Origin of the sequence: Amycolatopsis rhabdoformis, assembly GCF_035918295.1 — a bacterium.
In the GTDB taxonomy this organism is placed as follows: Bacteria; Actinomycetota; Actinomycetes; order Mycobacteriales; family Pseudonocardiaceae; genus Amycolatopsis; species Amycolatopsis rhabdoformis.
Map to the genome: position 1 here is coordinate 4,080,687 of NZ_CP142149.1, position 23,270 is coordinate 4,103,956.

The 23,270-nt window shown below is 71.2% G+C and carries 25 protein-coding genes; 10 read left to right on the plus strand and 15 right to left on the minus strand.

All coding sequences use genetic code 11. From position 1 onward, the window contains the following. Positions 1 to 29 precede the first annotated feature (29 nt). Entirely contained in the window at positions 30 to 746 is a 717-nt protein-coding gene (locus tag VSH64_RS18520; RefSeq protein WP_326836864.1) for an SDR family NAD(P)-dependent oxidoreductase, read from the minus strand. Positions 747 to 927: 181 nt separating this feature from the next. Between VSH64_RS18520 and VSH64_RS18525 the strand changes: the two genes are divergently transcribed. Continuing rightward, a complete protein-coding gene (locus tag VSH64_RS18525) occupies positions 928 to 1,719 on the plus strand; it encodes an alpha/beta fold hydrolase (RefSeq protein WP_326836865.1) in 792 nt (263 codons plus the stop codon). Positions 1,720 to 1,722: 3 nt separating this feature from the next. On the opposite strand, the gene VSH64_RS18530 is transcribed toward VSH64_RS18525, so the two are convergent. Genes VSH64_RS18530 through VSH64_RS18550 form a run of 5 tightly spaced genes read right to left on the minus strand, consistent with a single transcriptional unit; the run spans position 1,723 to position 6,062 of the window. Continuing rightward, positions 1,723 to 2,382 carry a nitroreductase family protein gene (locus VSH64_RS18530; RefSeq protein WP_326836866.1) on the minus strand — a complete coding sequence of 220 codons (660 nt, stop codon included), beginning with the start codon at positions 2,380 to 2,382 and terminating at the stop codon, positions 1,723 to 1,725. Next, entirely contained in the window at positions 2,379 to 3,206 is an 828-nt protein-coding gene (locus VSH64_RS18535) for an alpha/beta fold hydrolase (RefSeq protein ID WP_326836867.1), read from the minus strand. The genes VSH64_RS18530 and VSH64_RS18535 overlap by 4 nt, the downstream gene beginning before the upstream one ends. 11 nt (positions 3,207 to 3,217) lie before the next feature. Then, positions 3,218 to 3,988 carry an SDR family NAD(P)-dependent oxidoreductase gene (locus VSH64_RS18540; protein WP_326836868.1) on the minus strand — a complete coding sequence of 257 codons (771 nt, stop codon included), beginning with the start codon at positions 3,986 to 3,988 and terminating at the stop codon, positions 3,218 to 3,220. 32 nt (positions 3,989 to 4,020) lie between these two features. Continuing rightward, positions 4,021 to 4,803, minus strand: coding sequence for an IclR family transcriptional regulator (locus VSH64_RS18545; RefSeq protein WP_326836869.1), 783 nt, complete (start codon positions 4,801 to 4,803; stop codon positions 4,021 to 4,023). Beyond that, a complete protein-coding gene (locus tag VSH64_RS18550) occupies positions 4,800 to 6,062 on the minus strand; it encodes an FAD-dependent oxidoreductase (RefSeq protein ID WP_326836870.1) in 1,263 nt (420 codons plus the stop codon). Before VSH64_RS18550 ends, VSH64_RS18545 begins: the two co-directional genes overlap by 4 nt. 83 nt (positions 6,063 to 6,145) lie before the next feature. Between VSH64_RS18550 and VSH64_RS18555 the strand changes: the two genes are divergently transcribed. Continuing rightward, positions 6,146 to 7,045, plus strand: coding sequence for a LysR family transcriptional regulator (locus VSH64_RS18555; RefSeq protein WP_326836871.1), 900 nt, complete (start codon positions 6,146 to 6,148; stop codon positions 7,043 to 7,045). On the opposite strand, the gene VSH64_RS18560 is transcribed toward VSH64_RS18555, so the two are convergent. Then, a complete protein-coding gene (locus VSH64_RS18560; protein WP_326836872.1) occupies positions 7,042 to 7,890 on the minus strand; it encodes an alpha/beta fold hydrolase in 849 nt (282 codons plus the stop codon). The genes VSH64_RS18555 and VSH64_RS18560 overlap by 4 nt on opposite strands. A gap of 94 nt (positions 7,891 to 7,984) precedes the next feature. Beyond that, positions 7,985 to 8,860: a LysR family transcriptional regulator gene (locus VSH64_RS18565; protein ID WP_326836873.1), complete on the minus strand. Its 876-nt coding sequence runs from the start codon at positions 8,858 to 8,860 to the stop codon at positions 7,985 to 7,987. 153 nt (positions 8,861 to 9,013) lie between these two features. Between VSH64_RS18565 and VSH64_RS18570 the strand changes: the two genes are divergently transcribed. After that, positions 9,014 to 9,865, plus strand: a complete 852-nt coding sequence (locus tag VSH64_RS18570) for a sugar phosphate isomerase/epimerase family protein (protein WP_326836874.1) — start codon at positions 9,014 to 9,016, stop codon at positions 9,863 to 9,865. Between the two features lie 37 nt (positions 9,866 to 9,902). Then, positions 9,903 to 11,213: an MFS transporter gene (locus VSH64_RS18575; protein ID WP_326836875.1), complete on the plus strand. Its 1,311-nt coding sequence runs from the start codon at positions 9,903 to 9,905 to the stop codon at positions 11,211 to 11,213. Between the two features lie 6 nt (positions 11,214 to 11,219). On the opposite strand, the gene VSH64_RS18580 is transcribed toward VSH64_RS18575, so the two are convergent. Continuing rightward, positions 11,220 to 11,861, minus strand: a complete 642-nt coding sequence (locus tag VSH64_RS18580) for a pyridoxamine 5'-phosphate oxidase family protein (protein ID WP_326836876.1) — start codon at positions 11,859 to 11,861, stop codon at positions 11,220 to 11,222. A 157-nt stretch (positions 11,862 to 12,018) separates the two neighbouring features. Between VSH64_RS18580 and VSH64_RS18585 the strand changes: the two genes are divergently transcribed. Next, positions 12,019 to 12,774 carry an MBL fold metallo-hydrolase gene (locus VSH64_RS18585; RefSeq protein ID WP_326836877.1) on the plus strand — a complete coding sequence of 252 codons (756 nt, stop codon included), beginning with the start codon at positions 12,019 to 12,021 and terminating at the stop codon, positions 12,772 to 12,774. 57 nt (positions 12,775 to 12,831) lie between these two features. Then, positions 12,832 to 13,671, plus strand: a complete 840-nt coding sequence (locus VSH64_RS18590) for a TIGR03621 family F420-dependent LLM class oxidoreductase (RefSeq protein WP_326836878.1) — start codon at positions 12,832 to 12,834, stop codon at positions 13,669 to 13,671. Between the two features lie 166 nt (positions 13,672 to 13,837). Here the strand turns inward: VSH64_RS18590 and VSH64_RS18595 are convergent, their stop codons facing one another. From VSH64_RS18595 to VSH64_RS18610, 4 genes are all read right to left on the minus strand, one after another. Beyond that, on the minus strand, positions 13,838 to 14,599 hold the full coding sequence (locus tag VSH64_RS18595; RefSeq protein WP_326836879.1) for a sulfite exporter TauE/SafE family protein: 762 nt from the start codon (positions 14,597 to 14,599) through the stop codon (positions 13,838 to 13,840). Positions 14,600 to 14,785: 186 nt separating this feature from the next. Continuing rightward, the gene (locus VSH64_RS18600; RefSeq protein WP_326836880.1) at positions 14,786 to 15,703 is read right to left on the minus strand and encodes an NADP-dependent oxidoreductase; all 918 of its coding nucleotides are present in this window, start codon (positions 15,701 to 15,703) and stop codon (positions 14,786 to 14,788) included. 103 nt (positions 15,704 to 15,806) lie between these two features. Next, positions 15,807 to 16,454: a nitroreductase family protein gene (locus VSH64_RS18605; protein ID WP_326836881.1), complete on the minus strand. Its 648-nt coding sequence runs from the start codon at positions 16,452 to 16,454 to the stop codon at positions 15,807 to 15,809. 69 nt (positions 16,455 to 16,523) lie between these two features. Continuing rightward, positions 16,524 to 16,955: a GNAT family N-acetyltransferase gene (locus tag VSH64_RS18610; RefSeq protein ID WP_326836882.1), complete on the minus strand. Its 432-nt coding sequence runs from the start codon at positions 16,953 to 16,955 to the stop codon at positions 16,524 to 16,526. Between the two features lie 146 nt (positions 16,956 to 17,101). Here VSH64_RS18610 and VSH64_RS18615 point away from each other — a divergent pair, with 146 nt between their 5' ends. Continuing rightward, positions 17,102 to 18,019: a LysR family transcriptional regulator gene (locus VSH64_RS18615; protein WP_326836883.1), complete on the plus strand. Its 918-nt coding sequence runs from the start codon at positions 17,102 to 17,104 to the stop codon at positions 18,017 to 18,019. Between the two features lie 11 nt (positions 18,020 to 18,030). Here VSH64_RS18615 and VSH64_RS18620 read toward each other — a convergent pair whose 3' ends face one another. After that, entirely contained in the window at positions 18,031 to 20,061 is a 2,031-nt protein-coding gene (locus tag VSH64_RS18620) for an MMPL family transporter (protein WP_326837978.1), read from the minus strand. 155 nt (positions 20,062 to 20,216) lie between these two features. Here VSH64_RS18620 and VSH64_RS18625 point away from each other — a divergent pair, with 155 nt between their 5' ends. Beyond that, a complete protein-coding gene (locus VSH64_RS18625; RefSeq protein ID WP_326836884.1) occupies positions 20,217 to 20,771 on the plus strand; it encodes a MarR family winged helix-turn-helix transcriptional regulator in 555 nt (184 codons plus the stop codon). A 78-nt stretch (positions 20,772 to 20,849) separates the two neighbouring features. Here the strand turns inward: VSH64_RS18625 and VSH64_RS18630 are convergent, their stop codons facing one another. Further along, entirely contained in the window at positions 20,850 to 21,248 is a 399-nt protein-coding gene (locus VSH64_RS18630) for a TOBE domain-containing protein (protein WP_326836885.1), read from the minus strand. 161 nt (positions 21,249 to 21,409) lie between these two features. On the opposite strand from VSH64_RS18630, the gene VSH64_RS18635 reads away from it, so the two are divergent. Then, positions 21,410 to 22,429, plus strand: coding sequence for an extracellular solute-binding protein (locus tag VSH64_RS18635; protein ID WP_326836886.1), 1,020 nt, complete (start codon positions 21,410 to 21,412; stop codon positions 22,427 to 22,429). Then, on the plus strand, positions 22,430 to 23,269 hold the full coding sequence (locus VSH64_RS18640; protein WP_326836887.1) for an ABC transporter permease: 840 nt from the start codon (positions 22,430 to 22,432) through the stop codon (positions 23,267 to 23,269). Position 23,270: the final 1 nt, after the last annotated feature.

Consider the following 23,270-nt stretch of genomic DNA (forward strand, 5'->3'; position numbering starts at 1 on the left):
TGGGTGGCCTTTCTCGGGTCGGCGTGGGATCAGTAGGTGGCCCGGCCGCCGGAGAGGTCGAAGACGAACCCGTTGGTGAACGTGCAGTCGGGCCCGACCACGAACGCCACCATCGCGGCGATCTCGTCCACGGTGAGGAACCGGCCCATCGGGATCTTCGCCCGACCGGCGGCGATGTGCTCCGGGGTCATCTCCCGGAACAGGTCGGTTTCGGTGATCACCGGCGCGATGCAGTTCACGAGCACGCCGGCGTCGGGCAGTTCCCGGGCCACGGACTTGGTGAAGCCGATGACCCCGGCCTTCGCCGCCGCGTAGGCGCTGATGCCCGCGGCGCCTTCCTTGCCCACGATCGACGAGACGTTGACGATGCGCCCGCGGCGCCGCTCCCGCATGCCCGGCAGGATCGTGCGCGTGCAGTGGAAAACGCCGGTCAAGTCGACGGCGAGAACCCGGTGCCACGCCTCGACCGGGTAGTCCTCGACCGGCGCGACCGGCCCGTTGATCCCCGCGTTGTTCACGAGGATGTCGACGTCCCCGATCGCCTCGACGGTCGCCGCGTGGGCCGCGCGCACCGAGTCGAGGTCGGCGACGTCGACCTGGCACGAGTACCCCGGGGCGCCCTCGGTGTCGCGGTCCCACACCGCGACCGTGGCGCCGCGTTCGGTGAGCCGGCGCACGATCCCGAGCCCGATGCCCCGGGCACCACCGGTGACGACGGCCCTCTGACCGGCGAGTGTCTGTTCCATGACCTCTTCCTGGGGCGAGCGGACGATTTCCCTTACACCGTCGCCGTTCCCGGCCCCGGACGGAATGCCCGGGTTCCGCTCGGCGGAAGGCGGAGCTGCCCGTCACCCGGTCCGGGAGCGACACTGTGCCGAGCGGACGGCGTCCCCGCCCGCGGTTTCGCTGCGAAGACTGGGAGTGCCGATGCCCCGCGTGACGACCGGACCGGTCGAGCTGTTCTACACCGACCAGGGTGCCGGTGAGCCGGTGCTGCTGGTCCACGGTCTCGGCTGCGACTCGCACGACTGGCTCTTCCAGCACGACGCGTTCGCCGCGCGGCACCGCGTGATCGCGCCCGACCTGCGCGGCCACGGCCGGTCGTCGGCACCGGAGTCGGGCTACCGCCCGCAGGAGCTGGCCACCGACCTCGCGGGCCTGCTGGACACCCTCGGCACCGGGCCCGTGGTCGCCGTCGGCCACTCGCTCGGCGGCAACGTCGCCTCGGCGCTCGCCGTCAGCCGGCCCGACCTCGTCCGCGCGGTGGTGGCCGCCGATCCGGCGTACGGCACCGACGCGGCCACCGCGGCCGCACTCGCCGATCTTTCACGGCTGATGGGCACCTACCAGGGCAACGAGATCGCGGCCACCGCGTTCGCGGCGCTGGAACCGGACGCACCCGCCTCGCTGCGCAGCTGGCACTCGCGCCGGATCCTCGGCATGGAGCCGCAGGTCCTCGCGCAGGCGTTCCACCACATCTATTTCGGCGAAGGGCAGTTCGGCGTGCGGCCGGGCTCCGACGAGTTCCTCATCGCTCGCGCCTGCCCCGTGCTCGCGGTTCACCGCTCCCCCGAGCTGGCGGCCTGGGAGAGCACGCTGTGCGGGCATCCGGCCAGCCGCAGCGTCAGCTGGCCGGGTGCGGGGCACTGGCTGCACCAGGAGCGTCCCGAGGAGTTCACCACTCTCGTGCTGGACTGGATCGCGAAGCTGCCCGGCTGAGGTTCACCACTGGTCCCAGTGCACGAACCCGCGGTGATCGGCGCGCGGGCCGGGTTTGAAGGTCGTGCCGACCGTGTACGCGACCGGGGTCAACGCGGCCTGCACGACCGTGTCGAACGGGATGTCGAGCAGCTCGGCCATCTCGCGTTCGTAGGTCAAGTGCGCTGTGGTCCACGCCGTACCCAGCCCGCGCTCGCGGGCGGCGAGCATGAAGCTCCAGAACGCGGGCAGCACCGAGCCCCAGTTGCCGGCCTGGCCGCGGATCGAGTCGAGCGACGACCGGTCGTCCACGCGCAAGCACGGGATCAGCAACACCGGCACCTCGTGCAGGTGCCGGGCGAGGTGGTCGAGACTGTCGGCGATCCGGTGCCACTCCTGCGACGCGAAGCTCATCCGAGTCGGCAACGGCGCCGAAGAACCCGAGGAGTGCCCGGCCACCAGCCCGCGCCGCCAGAGGTCGGCCACGGCCGCCTTGCGGTCCGGCTCCTCGACGAACACGAAGTCCCACTGCTGCCGGTTGCGGCCCGTCGGCGCTTGCACGGCGACGCGGAGGCAATCCTCGATCACCTCCCGAGGCACGGGGCGCTCGAGGTCGAGGCGCTTGCGCACCGAGCGGGTCGTGGTGAGCACCTCGTCGGCGGACAGTCCGAGTGTGGTCGTCATGAATCTGCTCCCGTGGTCGTGGGGTCGCCGAGCCACTGCTCGACGTCGGCGGTGAACCGGTCCGGCTGCTCCTGGTGCAGCCAGTGGCCGGCGCCGGGGTAGGTCAGCACGCGGTCGGCCTCGCCGCGCGCGAACTCACGCCCCGCCGCGGCCCGGATCTCGTTGCGGTAGAAGGCAAGCAACGGCGCCCGGCGCCGCGCCAGGTACGCGTCGGTGTCCGGGCGGAAGTGGAACGAGCCGGCACCGAACGCGAACTCGTCGAACATCGCCCGTACCACCTCGGGCCGCGCGCGCCGGGCCGAGGCCAGGTGCAGCTCCGCCAACGCACGCGGGGTCGCGGGGTTGGCGTCGAACCGGCTGAAGTAGTCGAGCGCGATCCGGATCGGATCGGGCCCGGCGAGCTGCCGCGACACTTCCCGCAGCCGTTCGCCGTCCGCGAGCGCGAACCCGTAGGCGGGATCCACGGCCACCACGCCGCGCACGTGGTCCGGATGCGCGACGGCGAGCGCCGCCGCGACCTCGGCCCCGGCCGAGTGCCCGACGACGACCGCCGGCCCCGTGTCGAGGACGTCGAGGATCCCCGCGACGTCACGGGCCATCGCCGCCGGCGAGTAGCCGTCGGCGCTCGTGCTCGAGCGTCCGTTGCCCCGCAGGTCCACCGTCACCACGCGGTGCCGCGCGGTGAACCGGCCGGCCAGGTCGGTCCAGTCGGCCGAGTCGCACGCCCAGCCGTGCAGCAGCACGAGTGGCGGGCCGGGCCGGTCGCCGGCCGGCCAGTGGTCTTCGAAGAACAGCACCACGTCAGGTGTTTCCAGGTAGGCCATCCGCGGGCCCGTCAGGGCGCCGGGGCGAGCTGCGCGCCCCCGGCCACGTGGAGCACTTCGCCGGTGATGAACGCAGCCCGCGGCGAGGCGAGGAACGCGACCGCCTCCGCGACGTCGTCCTCGGTCGCCATCCTCGACAGCAGCGTCATGTTCCGGTGCTTCTCCAGGTGTGCGGCGAGCTCGTCGCCGCTGCGCCCGCCCGTGACGAACGGCGTCGCGACGGTGCTCGGCGCCACCGCGTTCACCGTCACCCCGAGCGGGCCCAGCTCCACGGCCAGCGCGCGCGTGAGACCGACCAGGCCGGCCTTGGACGAGACGTACGCGAGCGGGCCGCCACTGAGCCACGTGCGCGACGAGATGTTCACGACCTGCCCGCCGCCGCTCGCGCGCCACAGCGGCACCGCCGCCTGGCACAGCGACGCCGGACCCCACAGGTTGACGCCCAGCACCGACTGCCACTCGCTCTCGCCGAGCTCGCCGAACCTGCTTTTCTGGTTGAGCGCGGCGTTGTTCACGAGCTGGTCGAGCCGCCCGTAGGTCGCCCGCAGCCGGTCGACGAGCGCGTGGTTGCCCTCGTCGGACGCGACGTCCGCGGCCCAGCCGACGACCCGAGCGCCGGTCTCCGCGCCGATTTCGCCCGCCGTGGCCGCGGCGCGGTCGCCGTCGAGGTCGGCCAGCACCACCGTGGCGCCGTCACCGGCGAGGCGCCGGGCGATGGCGCTGCCGAGCGCCCCGGCTCCGCCGGTGACCAGCGCCACCCGATCGGGATTTCCTTGTCGCACAGACGTTCTCCTCTTCGTAGGATCGGAGGTCTTCAGCCGGACCGCCGGGCCGGCAGCGGCGATTCTTCGGAGGCGGCGAGGCGCTGCGAGACACCGTCGGCGGCGGACCTCAGCGCGGATTCGTAGCGGGCGAGGGCGATGTGGGAATGGGTGACGATGCCGAGCGCCGCTCGCACGGAGCCGGTCGCGTCGGTCACCGCGGTCGCGATCGAAGCCGCGCCCAGCGTCAGTTCTTCGTGCGCCGTCCCGAGGCCGGTTTCGCGCGTGGACCCGACGGACGCGGCGAGGCGGCCGGGCATCACCAGGGTGTAGGGGGTGTAGCGGCGCAGGCCCCGTTGGCCGAGTTCGGTCAGCAGCCGGGCGGGGCCGTGCGCGAGCAGGACCTTGCCGACCGCGGTGGCGTGCAACGGAAGCCGCCCGCCGACCTCACTGCTCGTCGGCACGGACCGGAGCCCGGCGAGCCGCTCCACGACGAGTGCGGTGTCGTCGTCGCGGACCACGAGCTGCACATTCGCGTGGGTGATCTCGTATAGGTCCTGCATCATCGGCAGCGCGAGCTCCCGCAACGACGCCGCGGCCGCCGACCGGGTGCTCAGCTCCCACAGCCGCAGACCGATCCGGTAGCTGCCCGAGGGCGTGCGCTCGACCCCGCCCCACGCCTCGAGCGCGCCGAGCATGCGGTGCGCGGTCGTGAGCGGGAGGCCCGCGAGCGCGGCGATCTCCGCGAGCGTCCGCTCACCGCCGTCGAACACGCCGAGCAGGGTGAACAGCCGGTCGATCGTCGACCGGCCCGGCTCCCGCGCGTTGCCGCTCACAACAGCGCTCCCTGCCGGCGAAGCTCGTCCTGCACCGCACCCACGGCGACCGGTCCACTTCGGACGGACAACGCGGCCGCGACGCCCGCGGCGTGGCCGGTGGCGAACGCCGTGCCCATGACCCGCACGGAGCCGTAGGCTCGCCCGTCGGAACTCACCAGCCGCCCGGCGGCCCACAGGTTCCCGAGCGATGCCGCGGTGAGGCTGCCGTAGGGGATGTCGTACCAGCTGTCGTCGCGGATCCCGCCGTAACTGACCACGCCCGGCACGGCGTGGTCCTCCATCGGCCAGCCGCCCCGGGCGATCACGTCCGGGCGGCGGCGGGCGTTCGTCACGTCGCCGGCGGTCACGGCGACGAGACCGGCCAGCCGACGCGTCTCCCGCACCCCGAGCTCGGGGCCGGTCGCCGCGAGGAAACTCGATTCCCAGCCGCGCATGCCGGTGCGCAACGCCTGGAAGTAGTGCATCGCGAGCCGTCGGCCTTCGATCTCGGCCGACGTCGACTCGGCCGCGTCCAGGACGTCGCGATGCTGGTCGGCGACCAGCACCATGATCTCGCGCGACACCGGCAGCCGCACCGTCACGCCGTGGTCGCGCGGCAGCTCGACGCCGGTCGCGCCGCGATAGCCCGCCACCGCCGAGGTCATGCCCGCTCGGCTGAGGTCGCCGTCCTCCCGGACGCCGCCGATCCGCATCACCAGCGTGCTGGCCTGCCGGTGGGCGGCCGGCACCACCGTCCGGGCCGCGCCCGCCGCGTCGAGGAGCACGCCGTCTCCACTGCCGTCGACGAACGCCTCGGCTTCGAGCCGCAAGGTGCCGCCGGGGTGGGCGACGTCGAGAGCCGTCACGCGTCCGTCCACAGTGGTCGCACCGAAGACCGTGGCGTGCAGGAGCGGGGTCACGCCGGAGTCGAGGACGAGCGAGTCGAACACGCGCTTGGTCGTTTCCAGGTCCAGCAGCACGACCTTGTTGCCCGACTCGGCGGAGGTGTGCGTGAGGTAGAGGTCGAGCTCGTCGAGCCGGTCGAGGAACCGCTGGCCCACCCCGGCGACGACCTGGGCGTGCGAGTGGTCGAAGAACCCGCAGTAGGTCAGCACCGAGCTGGCGACCGCCGCGCCGCCCAGGTAGCCGTGGCGCTCGACCAGGCCCACCCGCGCGCCGGCCTGCGCCGCGCCGACCGCCGCCGCGACACCCGCGGCCCCACCGCCGACCACCACGACGTCGAACTTCACCGGGGGCATCTGCTCGTCCGTACTCACTCCCCCATCGTGTCCGGTGACCGGTTATTCAGAAAGTGCTTACTGAGCTGCCTTTATATGCCCCGCGGGCATAGAATCGCGCGATGGTCGAACTCAGGCACCTCGAGTACTTCCGGACGGTCGCGGAGCTCGGGTCGATCGCGAAGGCCGCCACCGCGCTCCACCTGACCCAGCCGACGCTGAGCCGGCAGATCGCCCAGCTCGAACGCGCCCTCGGCCACCAGCTGTTCTCGCGCAGCGCGCGCGGCGCGGCGCTCACGCCGGCCGGTGAGGGGCTGCGCGCCCACGTCGGGACGATCTTCGTGCAGGTCGACCGGATCCCCGAGGTGCTCCAGGCGGCCGAGCGGGCGGAGCGGCTGGTGCGCCTCGGTATCCCGCCGGGCCTGCCGCACCGGTGGTTCGAGACGTTCCGCGCGGCCCTGGCCGAATCGGCGCCGGCGGTCAAGCTGTCCTTGCAGGAGGCGACGACCGAGGAACAGCGGCACCTGCTGCCGGCCGGGCTCGTCGACCTGGGCCTGATGCGCCTGGAGCCGCCCGAGCTGCACTCCGCGCTGGTGCTGCTGCAGCGGTTCGGCTGCGCGGTCCGCGACAGCTCACGGCTCGCCGAGCGGCGCACGGTCACCCTGCGGGATCTCGAAGGGCTGCGGGTGCTGGCCCACTCCGCTCAGGACAACCCCGGCGAGGAGGTCCGGCTCCGCGCCTCGGCGGAGGCCGAGAACGTCCACGTCACCTGGCTGTTCCGCCGGTTCTCCGAGCACAGCTCGCTCATCGCGGAGACCTCGGCGGCCGACGCGGTCCTGCTCGGGGAGACCTCGGCCCGCCGGCACTTCCCGACGTGGCGCTGGATCCCGCTCGACCCGTCCGACGAGGCCAACGCCCTCGTGCGCACGTGGGCCGTGTGGGCCGACGAGAACCGGCCGGGCGTGCGCGAATGCCTGGCCGCCATGGCGGTCGCCGCCGACGGGGCGGGCGAGTCCGCTTAGCCGAAGAACGCGAGCAGTTCGTCGGCCACCGTGTCCGGCCGCTCTTCCGGCACGTAGTGGCCGCTGCCGGCCACGGCCTTCCCCCGCACGTCGGTGGCGTAGCGCCGCCAGACGCCGACCACGTCCTTGGCACGCAGTCCGCCGTCGGCGCCCCAGAGCAGGAGCAGCGGCGGGGTCACGACGTGACCGGCGGCGTGGTCGGCTTCGTCCAGCTCGAGGTCGACACCGAAGCCGGCGCGGTAGTCCTCGAGCGAAGCGTGCAGGTGGCCCGGGTCCTGGAAGGCCTCGACGTACGCCGCGAAGGTCTCGTCGTCGATCGCGCCGGCCGCGCGGGGCCGCCGGAAGAAGAACCGCAGGTAGGGCTCCACGTTGCCCTCGAGCAACAGCTCCGGCAGATCCGGCTGGGAATGGAAGAACCAGTGCCACATCGCACTCGCCGACGTGCGGTCCACAGTGGACATCACCTCGCGCGTCGGCAGGATGTCCAGCAACGCGAGCCTGCGCACGTCGGCCGGGTGGTCCAGTGCCCAGCGGTGGGCCACGCGGGCGCCGCGGTCGTGGCCGGCCACCAGAGCCGACGGGTGTCCCAGGTGGACGATCAGCTGGTGCAGGTCCGCCGCCGTGGCGCGCTTGCTGTAGCCGGTGCTCGCGAGGCCGGAACCGCCGTAGCCGCGCAGGTCCGGGGCGACGACGGTGTAGCGCTCGGCGAGCGCGGGCATCACGTGCCGCCAGCAGAGGGCGGTCTGCGGCCACCCGTGCAGTAGCACGACCAGCTCGGGGCCCTCGCCCAGCGTCCGGTAGCACAGCCGGACCTCGTCCAGGTCCGCGTAGGAGATTTCGGCCATCGCACTTTCCGTCGGTCGCAGTCGGATGTCCGCGACGCTAGTGCCGGGCGAGCGCGTGAGCGCGATCTGTCTTCCACCGGGCGGAACCGGGTCGTCAGTCCAAGGGTTGGGTCGCGATCTCCGCCGCGACCTCCACGACGATCATCCGGCTGTCGGTGCGCCGGGTCGCCCACGTGGTGAGCGCCATCGGCAGATCGCGCAGCGGCGCCCACGCCCAGCCGGGCAGCTGCTGCGCCGCGGTGTGCGAGCTCACCACGGCGATCTCGGCGCGAGTGGCCGCCACGGACGCGCGGGTGTGCTCCACGAACTGACCGAACAGCCACACGGGGTGCACGCCGGCCGCGAGTGTCGCCGCGAGCAGGCTGTCCTGCTGGCCCGGCACCTGCTCGCGGGAGTGGATCAGCACCCGGCGACCGTCAAGGTCGGCCAGCTGGTGGTCGCGGACCTCGGCGAGCGGGTGGCCGGGTCGCACGGCGAACCCGAACGGTTCCTGCCACAGCATCCTGCTCACGGTCCCGTCGGCCGGGGCCTGGTGGACGATCGCGATGTCGAGACGGCCTTCGCGCAGCAGCAGGAGCTGGCGCGCGCTGCTCGCCTCGGTCAGATCAAGGGAACAGCCCGGCACCACGCGGCCCAGGTGCTCGACCACGCGCACCAGCCACGCCGACGGCAGGCCCGGCGGGATCCCGAGCGCCACGAGCTCCTGTGGCGGCTCGTGTTGCGCCACGATCTCGCGCGTCGCCGCCTCCAGCGCGAGCAGGTGCCGGGCGTGGCCCACGAGCGCTTGGCCGGCGGCGGTCGGCGTCACGCCTTGCGGGGTGCGGACGAACAGGTCCTCCCCCAGCTCGCTCTCCAGCGCTCGGATCTGCCGGCTCAGTGACGGCTGCGCGACGAGCAGCTGGGCCGCGGCCCGGTTGAACGATCCGCGTTCGGCCACAGCCAGGAAGTACCGCAGGTGCCGCAGTTCCATCACGCCTCCAGTTATGCCTGCGAAGCATAAATCGCGATGTCAAGCGGGTCTTGGACAGCCCCGTGACGCGCGGCTGTACTGGCTGCGACGCCGAGCTTTCCGTTGCCGCCGAACGGACTCCCGACTCGGTCCCGACCACTGTGGAGCTACTGGATGAGGCTGGGAATCTGCTCGGTCTGCCTGCCGGACCTAACCCCGGACGAGGCAGTCGGCTTCGTGCACGAGGCCGGCTACGCGGGGATCGAATGGCGCGTGGCCCGTCCCCGCGACGAAGGGGGCGAGCCGTCGTTCTTCGGCTACAACCGCTGTTCGATCGCTCCGACGCGAGCCGACGTTTCCCGCGCCGTGCGGCTCAGCGAAGCCGCCGGTCTGCAGGTGATCGGTCTCGACACCTACCTCGACACGGGTGACGTCACCGGTGCCGCGAAGACGTTCGAACTGGCGGCATCGGCGGGTGTGGCGTGGATCCGGGTTCGGGCACCGTGGCGCGACGGGCGACCGTACCGGGAACTGCTGGCCGAGGCCCGCGACTTCTTCGCCCTGCTCGCCGAATCGGCCCGCCACCACGGCGTGCGGGCGCTGCTCGAGATCCACCAGCGGTCGATCGCGCCCAGCGCGTCGCTGGCCCAGCGCCTCGTCGGCGAGTTCGATCCGCGGTGGATCGGCGTGATCTACGACGCGGGAAACCTCGCCATCGAGGGGTACGAATCCCACGCGCTCGCCCTCGACGTGCTCGGCCCGCACCTCGCCCACGTGCACCTCAAGAACGTCGCCTACGCCCGCCCCGCCGAGGGCGGCCCGTGGACGCCCGACTGGTCGGCGCTCGACAACGGTCTGGTCGACGTCGCCGGGCTCCTCGAAACGCTGGACGAGACCGGGTACACCGGCTGGATCAGCGTCGAAGACTTCAGCACCACGCGCACCCCGACCGCCACCGCGCGCTTCGACGCGGACCTCCTGCGTGACCTCACGCGATCCCGCGAGCACCACCGGTTTCTTTCCTGATTCCCCTTCCCCTACCTCAACGAGGAGGTCACGACCCATGTCGTTGAACAGTCCAGCCACCGGCGAAGCGGCGTTCCTGCCCGCCGACGGATTCCCTCGCCCGAGCAAGCTGCGCGCCTGGACGGCCACGGTCGCGGTCATCGGCGCGACCGTGGTGACCTTTTTGGACAAAGCGCTCGTCGGCTTGATCGCGACGCCGGTGCAGAAGGAGTTCGGACTCACGGCCACGGAGTTCGGCACCATCAGCAGCGCGTCTTACCTCTTGCTGGTGGCAGCGTGCCTCGTCGTCGGGCTGCTGTCCGATCGGCTCTCGCCCCGGGTCGTGTTGCTCGTGTGCGGCGTGCTGTGGGCCGTCGGGCAGATCCCGGCCTTCCTCGCCGTGACCGGGTTCATGCTGGTCGCCAGCCGGCTCGTGGTCGGCGCGGCCGAAGGTCCCGTGGTGCCGCTGTCGCACACCATCGCGTACTCGTGGTTCCCCAACGACCGGCGCGGCCTGCCCGCGTCGCTGATCACCAGTGGCGCCGCTGTCGCGAAGGTGGCGCTGTTGCCCGTGCTGACGGTGGTGGTCGTGGCCTTCGGGTGGCGCAGCGGGTTCCTCGCGGTGGGGATCCTGGCGCTCGCCTGGGTGGTGGTGTGGTTCTTCGCCGGGCGGATGGGTCCCTACACCACGGACGCCCCCAGCGCGTCCACTGTGGACAACGCACCGAGCGCGTCGTGGCTGCGGGTCCTGCTCAGCCCCACCTTCCTGGTGGCGGGCTTGGTGTACTTCGCGCAGAACGCGCTGGCGTCGGTGATCTACACGTGGCTGCCGTCGTACTTCGAACACGGTCTCGGCTTCTCCGCCACGGCGTCGGGACTGCTGTACACCGTGCCCAGCGCGATGGCGATCATCGCGCTCGTGGTGGCCGGCACCGTGACCGACCGCCTGTTGCGGCGCGGGGTCAGCTCGCGCAAGGTCCGGGGCATCGGAGGCGGGATCACCGTGGCTGTCGCGGGCGTGCTGCTCACCCTCCTGCCGTGGACCACCGCGGCCCTGCCCGCGATCCTGTTGCTGGTGTTCGGTTACGGCACCTCGGTGGTGGTGAACACCGTGACGCTGCCGGTGGTCGCCGAGATCGCGCCGGCGCGGCGCCGGGCCGGCACGCTCGCTGTGCTGGCCGCGATCGGCAGCGCGGCCGGCATCGTGAGCCCGTTGGTGACCGGCGTGATCCTCGACGCCACCGACACCCCGCAGGGCGGCTACACCACGGCGTTCCTGCTGTTCGGCGGGTTCGTGGCGGTCAGCGGCCTGCTGTTCGCCGCGATCGCCGACCCCGAGCGGGAGAAACTCCGCACGAAGGTGGCCTGACTGCGCTCAGCGTGCGTCCGCCTTCGCGAGCTCTTCGCGGAGGCGGGCGTTCTCGCTTTCGAGGTCGGCCAGTTCCCGTCTGATCCGCTCGAGCTGCGGTTCGAGCTCGGCGAGGGAGAAGCGTGGCGTGATGTGCTGCGGGCAGTTCCAGTCGTAGGCCTCGACCGTGACGACGATGCCGCGTTCGACGATCCCGTCGTCACCCTCGGCGTGCAGCTTCCGAAGCAGCTCGGGCTCGGCGGTGGCGTCGACCACGCGGGCGCGGCCGAAGAGCTTCAGCCGCTGCCGGCGGGCGTAGTCCATCACGATCAAGGCGACGCGGTCGTCGCCGGCGAGATTGCCGACGCTCACGTATTGGAGGTTGCCGCGGAAATCGGCCCAGCCGACCGTGTGCTCGTCGAGCACCCGCAGGAACCCGGGCGGGCCGCCGCGGTACTGCACGTAGGGCCAGCCGGTTTCTCCGACGCTGGCGAGGTAGAAGCCCTCGCGCTCGGCCAGGTACAGGTGTTCGGACTCGGTCAGCGGTTCCGGCGCCGTGGGTTGCGGCGCGCGGGACTCGATGCGCGCGTACCCCGCGCGGCTGCCGTAGTGCTCCTGGACGGAACGGACCGCCGCCGTGAAGGCGACGGTCCGGTAGTGCGCGGTCATCGTGCCGGCTCCCGAAGTTCGGTGGATTCTGCTCCCATCGTGAACAGCCGCGGCGAAGCGGCGCCACTGCGCACTTCCACTGAGTGGTGGGCAGACGTTGCCGGGCCGCGCGACCGCTGACATCGTCGGGCGCGAAAAACGGAACGAGGAGTTGCGCATGACCGACGTGACCGTGCGGGTGATCGGCGGCCCCACCGCCGTGGTGGAGTACGCGGGGGCGAGATTCCTGCTCGACCCCACCTTCGACGAGCCGCAGACCTACCACTACGGGCCCGTCACGGCGGTGAAGCTCACCGGCCCCGCCGTGAGACCCGACGAGCTGGGGCCGATCGACGCGGTGCTGGTTTCCCACGAGCACCACATGGACAACTTCGACTTCTCCGGCCGGGAGTTCGCGCTGGGAGCGAAGCGGGTGATCACCACGGAGGACGGCGCGCCGAAGCTCGGCGACCACGCGACGGGTCTGCGGCCGTTCGACCGGACCGAGGTCGGCACCGTGCGGATCACCGCGGTCCCTGCGTTGCACGGAGACCCGGAGCTCGGCCTGCGCAACGGCCCGGTGATCGGCTTCGTCCTCGAGGCCGACGGCGCCCCGACTGTCTACATCGGAGGCGACAATGCGTCGCTCGAAGTGGTCTCCGTGATCGCCGAACGGTTCCCGGGCATCGAGATCGCGGTCCTCAACGTCGGCGCCGCGAAACTGCCGGCCCGTGGCGACGTGTTCCTGACGCTCACCGCCGACTTGGCCGCCCGCGCCGCCGCGCTGCTCGGCGCGCGCGCCGTCGTGCCGCTGCACCAGGACGGGTGGGCGCACTACACGCAGCACGCCGAGGACGTCACGCGGGTCTTCGGGGCCGCAGGGCTCGGCAAGGTGCTGGTGGACGCGCGTCCAGGCGCGGTCGCCGTCCTCTGACGTCCGTCCTTTTTAGACACTTGCTAAGATGACCGGTCACATTAATTGGGAGAACCCATGACTGCCCGCCCGTTCCGCTTCGGCATCAGCCTGCTGTCCACCGGCCCCCGGCCGACCTGGCAGGCGAGGGCACGCCAGGTCGAGGACCTCGGCTACGACGTGCTGCAGGTACCCGACCACCTCGGCATGCCCGCGCCGTTCCCCGCCCTGGTGGCCGCGGCCGACGTCACCACCACGCTGCGCCTCGGCACCTACGTGCTCAACGCGGGCTTCTACCGGCCGGCCCTGCTCGCCCGCGACGTCGCGGACACCCAGGCGCTGACCGGCGGCCGCCTCGAACTCGGACTCGGCGCCGGGTACGTGGAGGCGGAGTTCACGGCGGCCGGCCTGCCCTTCCCCCGCGCCGGCGCCCGGATCGACCACCTGGCCGCGACCGTCACCGAACTGAAGACCCAGTTCGCCTCGGCCGAGCACGCCCCGCCTCTGCTCCTGGCCGGCGACGGCGACCGCGTGCTGCGCCTCGCCGCCCGCGAGGCCGACATCATCGGCTTCTCGGCCATGTCCGCCGCCCGCCCGGACGCCGACCCGGAACAGGTTCTGGCCGACCGTGTCGCCTTCGCCCGCACAGCAGCCGGCGAGCGCTTCCCCACTCTCGAACTGAACCTCTTCGCCTCGACCGTCTCGGTCGGCACCGACCCCGACTTCACCCTCGTGCGCCAGGTCGCCCCCGGCCTTTCCGACGCCCGGATCCGGGCCCTCCCGGGCGTGCTCGTCGGGTCGGCGCACGAGATCGCCGAGAAACTCCTTCGCTACCGGGAAAACCACGGGATCACCTACCTCAGCGTCCTCGAGCCGGCGTTGACGGAGTTCGCGGAGGTCATCAAGCTTCTCCGCTGAGCCGACCACCTGCGGGCACCAGCCCACCGTCGCCCGCCGCGGGAACGGGCGACGGTGGGCCTCGTCGGCCGGGTGCCGGCCTCGGAAGCGAGAGAGACGAACTCGGACCCGTCGAGGCAGGGCCGAAGACCCCACGACCGTCCGCTTTCCTCCGCTTTCCGCGTCGTCAGTCGCGCAGGAAGTACAGGACGGTCGTGATCACGGCGGTGGTCAGGAGGACACCGCGCAGGAGCCAGGCCGGGAAGCGGCGGGCCAGGTAGGCGCCGGCGAATCCGCCGGCCACGGCGCCGGCCAGCATGGCGGTGAGCAGGAGCGGGGCGGTCAGCGCGTCCGAGGCGATGAGGAACAGCACGCTCGAGGTGAGGAAGATCGCCGCGAGCTGGGTGACCCGCATCGGGTTGCTCACCGCCGTGTCCAGCGCCAGGCCGATGCTCCAGACGGCCACCGTCAGGATGCCTACGGCTCCGCCGAAGTAACCGCCGTACACGGCGAGGAAGAACTGGGCGATGAGCACGGCTCGCGAACTCATGAGAACCGAACGGCCCAGCAGGCGGCTCACCACCCGGGAGACGTAGCGTCCGGAGGCGAGCGTCACGGTGGCGAAGGCCAGCAGCCACGGCGACGCGGCGTCGAACGAAGCGGCCGGCAGCACCAGCACCAGGCCGGCACCGACGCCGCTGCCGAGCACACTGACCGCGGTCAACGCCCTGGCGGAGGTCGGCCCGACCGGGATGACGTCGCGTCGGTAGACCCACGCGCTGGCCACGGCGGCGGGCGCGAGGGCGATTCGCGATACAGCGTTGGCCAGCACCGGAGGCATGCCCGCGGCGACGAGCGCGGGCAGCGCGACGAAGGTTCCTCCGCCGCCGATGGCGTTCAGCGCACCGGCGGCGACACCGGCCAGCAGGATGAGAAAAGGCGTACTCACCCACCGAGCATCAGCCACGCCCAGGAGTTCCACAATGCGGAATTTCCGCACTCAGCCTAAGCCTGCGCCTAAGACTGAGTGGTGCGCTCAGCCCAGGGCGAACCGCGGCTCGTCGTCCACTTGAGACGGCCCTCGGCCGGCACCCCTGGTCCTGCTCCGCGAGGCACCGGCTCGTGCCCCAAGTCCTTACGGGCGAACGCGGATGATGGTCTGCCCGCTGATCCGCCCGGTCGAAGTGAGGGCGGCTATCGCGGCGTCGAACGCCACGACGGTGGCAATGTTCGTTCGCAGCCGCCCGTCCCGTACGCGCTGGACGATCTCGCCCAGTTGGACGCGGTCGGGCAGGACGACGAAGTCGAGGGCCAGCCCGTCAGCCGGCCTTGCCTCGGGCGGGCCGGCGATGGTCACCAGCGTTCCGCCGGCGCGAACCACGCCCGCGGACCGCCGTTGGATGTCGCCGCCGATGACGTCGAAGACCAGGTCGACGCGGCCGACATCGTCCAGCGAGTCGTTCTCGAGGTCGACGAACTCCATCGCGCCGAAGTCGAGCGCCTTCTCCCGATCGGCCGCGCGTCCGGTGCCGATGACGTGGGCGCCGGCCTCACGGGCGAGCTGGGCGACCATCGACCCGACCGAGCCGGCGGCACCGTGCACGAGGATGCTCTGGCCCGACTCGAGGCGGCCGTGGTCGAACAGTCCCTGCCACGCGGTGAGCGCCGGCATCGGCAGGCTCGCCCCCACCGTGAAGTCGACGTCACCCGGCAGCGGCGCGAGGTTGCGCACCTCGATCGCCACGCGTTCCGCCAGTCCACCGGCGCGGTACGAGTCGGTGAGACCGACCACGCGCTGTCCCACCGAAACGCCTCGCGTGCCGTAGCCGAGCGCGGTCACCACCCCGGCCAGCTCCTGCCCGGGAATCGACGGCGTTCGGTCCCGGCCGAGGCGATCGGTCCAGGTCGAGGGCCACGTCAGCTCACCCGAGGTGAACCCGGAGGCGTGCACCTCCACGACGACGTCGTTGATCGCCGGCTCGGGCTCGGGTCGCTCCGCCATCGTCAGCCCGGCCGTTCCGGCGTCCGGGTCCGTCACCACGATCGCCTTCATCTGGCACCTCTCTTCATCAGCGCGCTCGAATACCCGTCATTGTCGGCCGGTGGCAGTCGGCGAAGACAGGCCGAGAACCGTGTCCTTTCGATGCCGCGAATGATCAGACGAACGTGAACAGCCGGTCGGCTTCGAAGCGCGAGATCGGGCCGTAGTTCACCTTCGCCCGGTCGGGGTAGCCGAGAGCCAGCAGCACTGTCGTGGTGTGACCGGTTTCGCGAATCGTGAACGCCTTGTCGACGCTGCTCGGGTCGAACCCTTCGAGCGGCATGGCCTCGACGCCGAGTTCGGCGGCCGCCATCATGGTCATGCCCAGCGCCAGGTAGGCCTGCTTGTCCAGCCAGTGGTTCAGGTCCCGGTAGCCGTAGATGTGCAGGTCGAGGAAGTCACGGCTCTTCGCCTCCCGCAGCCCCTGCTTGACCGGGTCGGGGAACCGGCCGTCGGCTCTCTCCTTCGAGAACACCGCATCGACATGGCTCTCCGGCAGATCCGCCCGGGTGGTGAGGATGATGACGTGCGACGCGTTCAGGATCTTCTCGCTGTTGTGCTCGAATTGCTCGCCCAGATTGGTGGCCAGCCGCACTTTGCCTTCGGGTGTGGCGACGACATAGAAATGGTGGGGCTGGATGTTCGTCGATGTGGGCGTGGAGCGCAGGAACCTCAGCAGAAGCTGAAGGGTTTCCTCGGGAACGGTCTTACCGGGGTCGAAATACCTGGTGAGGTGCTTGCTCATGAGCTGGTCGAGGTTCACGTCACTCTGCCTTGTTCTGGTGCTTGTGGACCGGAATCGGTCGGATTCCGGCGACGATCGGCACGGCCGTCAATCGGTACGCTCGCGCGGCGCGCGATCAGGCACCACCGCGCGGCCCGGGAACCGGCCGTCGACCAACACCTTGTACTCGGGGTGATCGGCGATGAAGTCCGCCACGAAGGAGCAGTAATTGGTGAGATTCAGGTTGCGCGCCCGCAGATCGTCCAAGGCGTATTTCACCAGCCGCGCCGCGATCCCCCGACCGCGATACTCGGGCTCGACAATCGTATGGCTGAACGTCACCCGTTGATCACCATGCGGGGTGTGGTAGACGATCATGCCGACCACCTGTCCGTCCACGACAGCCTCATACGAGCCATTCTCGTCGTTTCTCCGCACATCCATCGCAGAATCCATTTCATCTTTCCTGATTTTTCCTCGAGCAAGGGCCGGCCACGATGCGGGCGCGAGCCCGCCGCCATACTCGGTGGGGGGCGTCATTGCTCGAGCGAGAATGCCGGACAGCCAGCAGGACCTATTATGGTCAGACACAAATACCTTGTAAATTCGAGATCTTTTCCCTTAGGCTTCGGAAGAATCAAAGGCTGAGCGTGCCTCGCACGTATCGCCAAGACAGGGGCGTTTCAGTGGACCTCATCGATCTCGACCTCGTGACCGCGGTCGCGGAGACCGGCAGTATCACGCACGGGGCGGCCCGCGCCCGGCTGTCCGTGCCGTCGGCCAGCGGGCGGATCAGCAACCTGGAGCGCACCCTGGGTGTCACGCTCTTCGACCGCGGCCGCCGCGGAGTCGCCCTCACCCCGGCGGGACAGGTGCTGCTGCGCCACGCCCGGACCGTGTGCCACGCGGTCGGCCAGCTGCGAACCGAGCTGGACGAGTACGCGCAGGGGCACGGCGCCACCGTCCGCGTCCGGGCCAACGCCGCCGGCGCCGCGAGCCTCATGCCCGCCGCCGCTGTGTCGTTTCTCGCCCGGTACCCGCACGCCCGCATCGACCTGGAGGAAAGCCCGACCTACCGCATTGTCGCCGCGGTGGCCGAAGGCCGCGCCGATCTCGGAGTCGTCGCCGACACCCACGACCTCGGACAGCTGGAAACCCGGGTGATCCGGGAGGATCCGCTGGTGGTCGTCACGCTCCCCGACGACCCGCTGACCAGCCTGCCGCGGGTGTCGTACGCCGACGTGCTGGGGCGCGCGTTCGTCGGGCTGAGCGTCGCCAACCCGTTGCAGGAACACCTGGAGACACACGCAAGACCGCTGGGCAGCCAGCCGAGGTATCGCGTGCGGCTGCCCGGCATCGACGCCGCCTGTCACGCCGTGGCCGGGGGTGTCGGCATCGCCATCCTGCCCCGGTACAGCGTGCGCCGCTGGCTCACCGGCGGCACCCTGGCCGCCGTCGACCTGGCCGAGCCCTGGGCGGACCGGCGGCTGCTCGTCTGCTACACCGGCGACCGCGATCTCTCCGACACGGCCCGCGCACTCCGCGACCACCTGCTGGCGCACTCCGACGACGACCGCACCGAACCGCCATCGGAGGGCGAGTAGGGCACCGCTGATCACCGGCCGAGCGGCTCGGCCCGCGACAGCCGCGACGGCCACCAGGTTCGGCGCCCGATGTCGAGGGTGAGCGCGGGGACGAGGAGCGTGCGGACCAGCAAGGTGTCGATCAGCACGCCGGCCGCGACGATGAAGGCGATCTGGGCCAGGAACAGGATCGGGATCACGGCGAGCGCCGCGAACGTGGCGGCGAGGACCACGCCGGCCGACGTGATGACACCTCCGGTCACGGCGAGGCCGCGCAACGTTCCCGCCCGGGTGGACGACCGCCTGGTCTCCTCACGCACCCGGGTCATCAGGAAGATGTTGTAGTCGACGCCCAGCGCGACCAGGAAGACGAACCCGAACAACGGCACCACGGGATCGGCTCCGGGGAACCCGAAGACCGAGTCGAACACGACCGCGGACAAGCCCATGGTGGCAGCGAAGGACAACACGACCGTCGCGATCAGCAGCAGTGGCGCGAGCAACGCGCGCAACAGCAACGCCAGCACGAGGAAGATCACCAGCAGCACGATCGGGATGATCAGGTTCCGGTCGTGCTCCGCCGCGATCCGGGTGTCGAGCTGCACGGCGGTGGGCCCGCCCACCACGGCGTCCGCGCCCGGCACCGCGTGCACGGCGTCGCGGACACGCCGGACGGTGTCGACCGCGGCGGTGGAATCCGGGGCGTCTCGCAACACCACCTCCACCCGGGAGCGGCCCTCGACGACCGGAGGCACCACGGTGGCCTGCTCGACCCCGTCCACCACCGCTGCCGAACGCACCGCGGCGGCCGCGCCGGAGTTGGTGATGACGACGGTGGGCGCGCCGGTGCCACCCGGGAAGTGCCGCTCGAGCACCTGTTGCCCGGTCACGGAGTCGACCCGGTCCAGGAACACGTCCGACTGGCTGGTGCCCGTGGCCTTCAGCTGCGGCAGGAACGCCACGCCGACGGCCAGCACCAGGACCACCCCGATCCAGATCGCCCGGGGTGAGCGCCCCACGAACTCGGCCACCCGGCCCCACACCCCGGCGACCTCGGGGTGCGCGGAGCCCAGCGCGGGCACCCGGGGCCAGAAGACCGCACGGCCGAACAGCACCAGCACGGCCGGCAGGAACGTCAACGAGGCGACGAGCGCCGACGCGATACCGATCGCCGCCACCGGTCCCAGCGCCTTGTTGGAGTTCAGCTCGCTGAACACCAGACACAGGACGCCGAGGATCACCGTCGCCGCGGACGCGACGATGGGTTCGACAGTGCCCCGCAAGGCCGCCCGCATGGCGACGAACCGATCGCCGTGGTCCCGCAACTGCTCGCGGAAGCGCGACACCAGCAGCAAGGCGTAGTCGGTCGCCGCACCGAAGACGAGGATCGAGAGGATGCCCTGGCTCTGCCCGTTGAGGTCGATGATCCCGTTGTCCGCCAACAGGTACACGGTCAGGCTCGCCAGCCCCAGCGCGAACACGGCGGACACGAGCACCAGCAACGGCAGCAGCGGGCTGCGGTAGACCACGAGCAGGATCAGGACCACCACCCCACCGGCGACCAGCAGCAGCACCCCGTCGATCCCGCCGAACGCGACCACCAGATCCGCGATCTGCGCGGCCGGTCCGGTGACCAGCACGGTCAACCCCGTCGGCGCGCCTGCCAGCTCGTCGCGCACCCGGGTCGCGACGTCACCGGGGTTGCCCGTCGCGTCGATCCCCACCACCACCTGAACGGCGCGGTCGTCCCGCGGCGCCGGGATGACCGGCGACACCGGTGCCACGCCTGGCAGCCGGGCGATCCGAGCGGAGCGCTCGGCCAGGAACGCCCGGTCCGCAGCGGTGAGACCCGTGGACCGCTCGGCCACCACGACGGCGGGCAGCACCTCGCGGTCGACGAAAGCCTGCGCCTGCGCTTGGGCCTGAGTGGCCTCCGCGCTGCGGGGCAGGAACGCCGAACTGTCGTTCTGGACGACGTCGCCCAGCTTTCCGGCGAAGGGCCCGGCAACAGCGCCCAACGCCAGCCAGAGCAGGGCGAGCAGTGCCGGCAACAGCCACCTCAGGCGGCTCGGGCGGCGCTGACGACTCTGGCGGCTCTGGCGGCTCTGGCGGCTCGCTCCCGGGACGTCGTCGCTCACCTCTTGACACCCTTTCTCCCGGGTCGGTTTTATTTCCACCGTAGAAATATTCGATGATGGAACCGTAGGGTGGGAAGCCCGTGATCGCAACCGGGCTGTCGTTCGAGGACCACGACGAGGAGCACGACATGGCAGGAAGCCCGGCGGCCCCGGCCGGCGACCCCCACGGGCTGGCCGGGTTGTTGCGCCGCCACGCCGTGGAGACCGAGCGCTACGTCGCCACCTTCGGCGCAGGCCACGGACTGCACCGCACCGATCTCAACGCGCTGGCCGTGATCATGGACGCCGACCGGACCCACGAACCGATGACCCCGGGCCGCCTCAGCACGGCGCTGCACCTGAGCCCCCCGGCCACCAGCGCGCTCATCGACCGCCTCGAACAAGCCGGCCACCTGCGGCGCACCCGCAGCGCCACCGACCGCCGCCAGGTCGACCTGCGGATCACCGACTCGGCCCTGGCGGTCGGCGCCGCCCTCTTCGGCCCACTCGCCGAGCACGTCCGCGCGGCCATCGAGCGCTACACCGAACCACAGCAAGCCCTCATCGCTCGCTTCTTGGAGGACGTGTCGGCCGCGGTCACCGCCGCGGCCGATGACCGGGCGCCCGTGACTGGGGGGCACGAGAAGTCCCGTTGAGCGCGAGGCCGAGCCGGGGCGCCTCCCGGTCCGCACGGGGTGTCATTCCGGTGGTACCGCGGCGATTCCTGCCGCTTGTCAGGCGTTCGGGGTTTCCACGACCACGGTGGTCGACTTGATCACCGCCACGGCCAGGGAGCCGACGACGAGGCCGAGTTCGTTGACGGCTTCGGTGCTCATGAGGGACACGACTCGCTCCCGGCCGCACTGTAGGTCGACCTGGGCCATGACCTTGTCGGTGGTGATCGAGGTGACCAATCCGACCATCCGATTGCGAGCCGAGCGCAAGACCGAGGTCGGGTCGTGAACCGCAGCACCCTGCTCGCCCGCGAACCGGGCCAGGTCCTCGCCCTCGACGACGTAGCGGTTGGCGCGGTCCTTGGTCGCCTCGATGAGCCCGGCGTCGATGTGGCGGCGCATCGTGTCGTCGCTGACGCCGAGTAGCCGAGCGGCCTCGGAGATCCGGTAGTGCGGCATCGGGCGAGTATAGGTCGCCGACCTGCGCAAATGCCCTCTCTTCACTGTTGGCGACCGCCGCGTCGTGTCCGGGTTGGGGTGGAGTGGCCTGTTCGGCGCTGTCGTCCCCACTGCGCGGTCGGTAACGTTGCTGCCTCTGCGATGGGGCAGGAGGAGGGGCGATGCGACGTGGCTTCGGGCTCAAGACCCTGACGATCGGGGCGGCCGCGGTGGTGGTGGCCGCGTGCGGATCGTCGCCCCCGGCTCCCTCCGCGCCGGCGAGCGGGTCCGCCGCTGCGGTCGCTGGAACGTTGATCGTGAACGGTGCCGGCACGTTGGCCAAGCCGTTCACGGCGATGATCGCCGCGTTCAAGACGCAGAACCCGGACGTGACGGTGCACTCGAAGTTCGCCGGGAGCGTCGAGGTGGTGCGGGGCATCACCGAACTGCACACCCCGGTCGACGTGCTGGGTGTGGCGGACTACTCGCTGATCCCGTCGAAGATGTACGGCACGAACGGGAGCACACAGTTCGCGAATTGGTATGTCGGGTTCGCGTCGAACCGCATCACCTTCGCCTACACCGACCAGAGCAAGGGCGCCGCCGAGCTCACCGCGGACAACTGGCACCAGGTTCTGGCACAGCCCGGAGTGAAGATCGGACGGTCCAACCCGGACACCGATCCCTCGGGCTACCAGACGCTGCAGATGCTCGCCCTGGCCGAGAACTTCTACCACCAGCCCGGCCTTTCGGCCGGCGTCCTGGCGAACTCGCCGCCGGAGACCATGGTCGGCACCGAGACGCAGCTGTTGCCCGCGGTGTCGTCGGGGCAGATCGACTACCTGGGGATCTACCGGTCCGACGCGTTGCAGCACCACCTGAAATTCCTGGACCTGCCGAGCCGGATCGACTTGTCGGACCCGGCCCTGGCCGCGACGTACGCGACGGTCAGCGTCCCCACCTCCTCGGGCGCGCGGACCGGCAAGCCGATCGTGTACGCGCTGACCGTGCCGACCAACGCGCCCAACGCGGCAGCAGGCCTGCGGTTCGTCGAGTTCGTCCTGTCCCCGGCGGGCCAGAAGATCATGCGCGACAACGGGTTCACCGTCGTCAGCCCGGCGGTCGCGGGCGTCGCCAACGGTGCGCAGCTACCGGCGTCGGTGCAGCCGCAGACGGTGCCGGCCAAGCTCCCCGGAGGCTGAGTGAACGACACGGTCGAACGCGGCCGGTGGACGGTCAGGGTGCCGCGCGGGCTGTTCCCCGCTCTGCTGTGGACGGCAAGCGGGTTGCTGCTCGGGTTCATCCTGCTGCCCGTGTTCGGCCTGATCACCGCCACCTCACCCGGGGGCCTGCGCGCGGCGGTGGCGAACGAGGAGATCCGGGACGCGGTGCTGCTCAGCGTCCAGGACGCCGCGATCACGGCGGTGGTCGCGACCGTGCTGGGCGTTCCGCTGGCCTACCTGCTCGCCCGGCGCCGGTTTCCCGGGCACGCGCTGGTGCAGGCGATCGTCGATCTGCCGCTCGCGATCCCGCACACGGTCGCCGGGATCGCGCTGCTGTTCGTGTTCGGCCGCACCGGATGGCTCGGCACCCCGGCGCAGGCCACGGGATTCCCGTTCTACGGCACCCAGGCCGGGATCATCGTGGCCATGCTGTTCGTGAGCGCCCCCTTCGCGGTCAACAGCGCCCGGGTCGCGTTCGAAGCCCTCGATCCGTTCGTCGAACGCGCCGCCCGCAGCCTCGGCGCCACGCCCGGGCAGACGTTCCGGCGGGTCACCGTCCCGCTGGCCTGGCGCGGGGTGCTGACCGGTGCCGTGCTCGTGTACGCGCGCTCGATCAGCGAGTTCGGCGCCGTCGTCATCCTCGCCTACTACCCGGCCACCGCCCCGGTCGCGATCTACAACCTCTTCCTGTCTTCCGGGCTCGCCGAATCCGCGTCGGCCGCGGTGCTGCTCCTGCTCGTCGCCCTGGCCACGTTCCTCGTGCTGCGCACCCTCGCCTCCGGGTGGCTCGTCGCCGGCGCCACCCGGCCCCGGCGGTGAC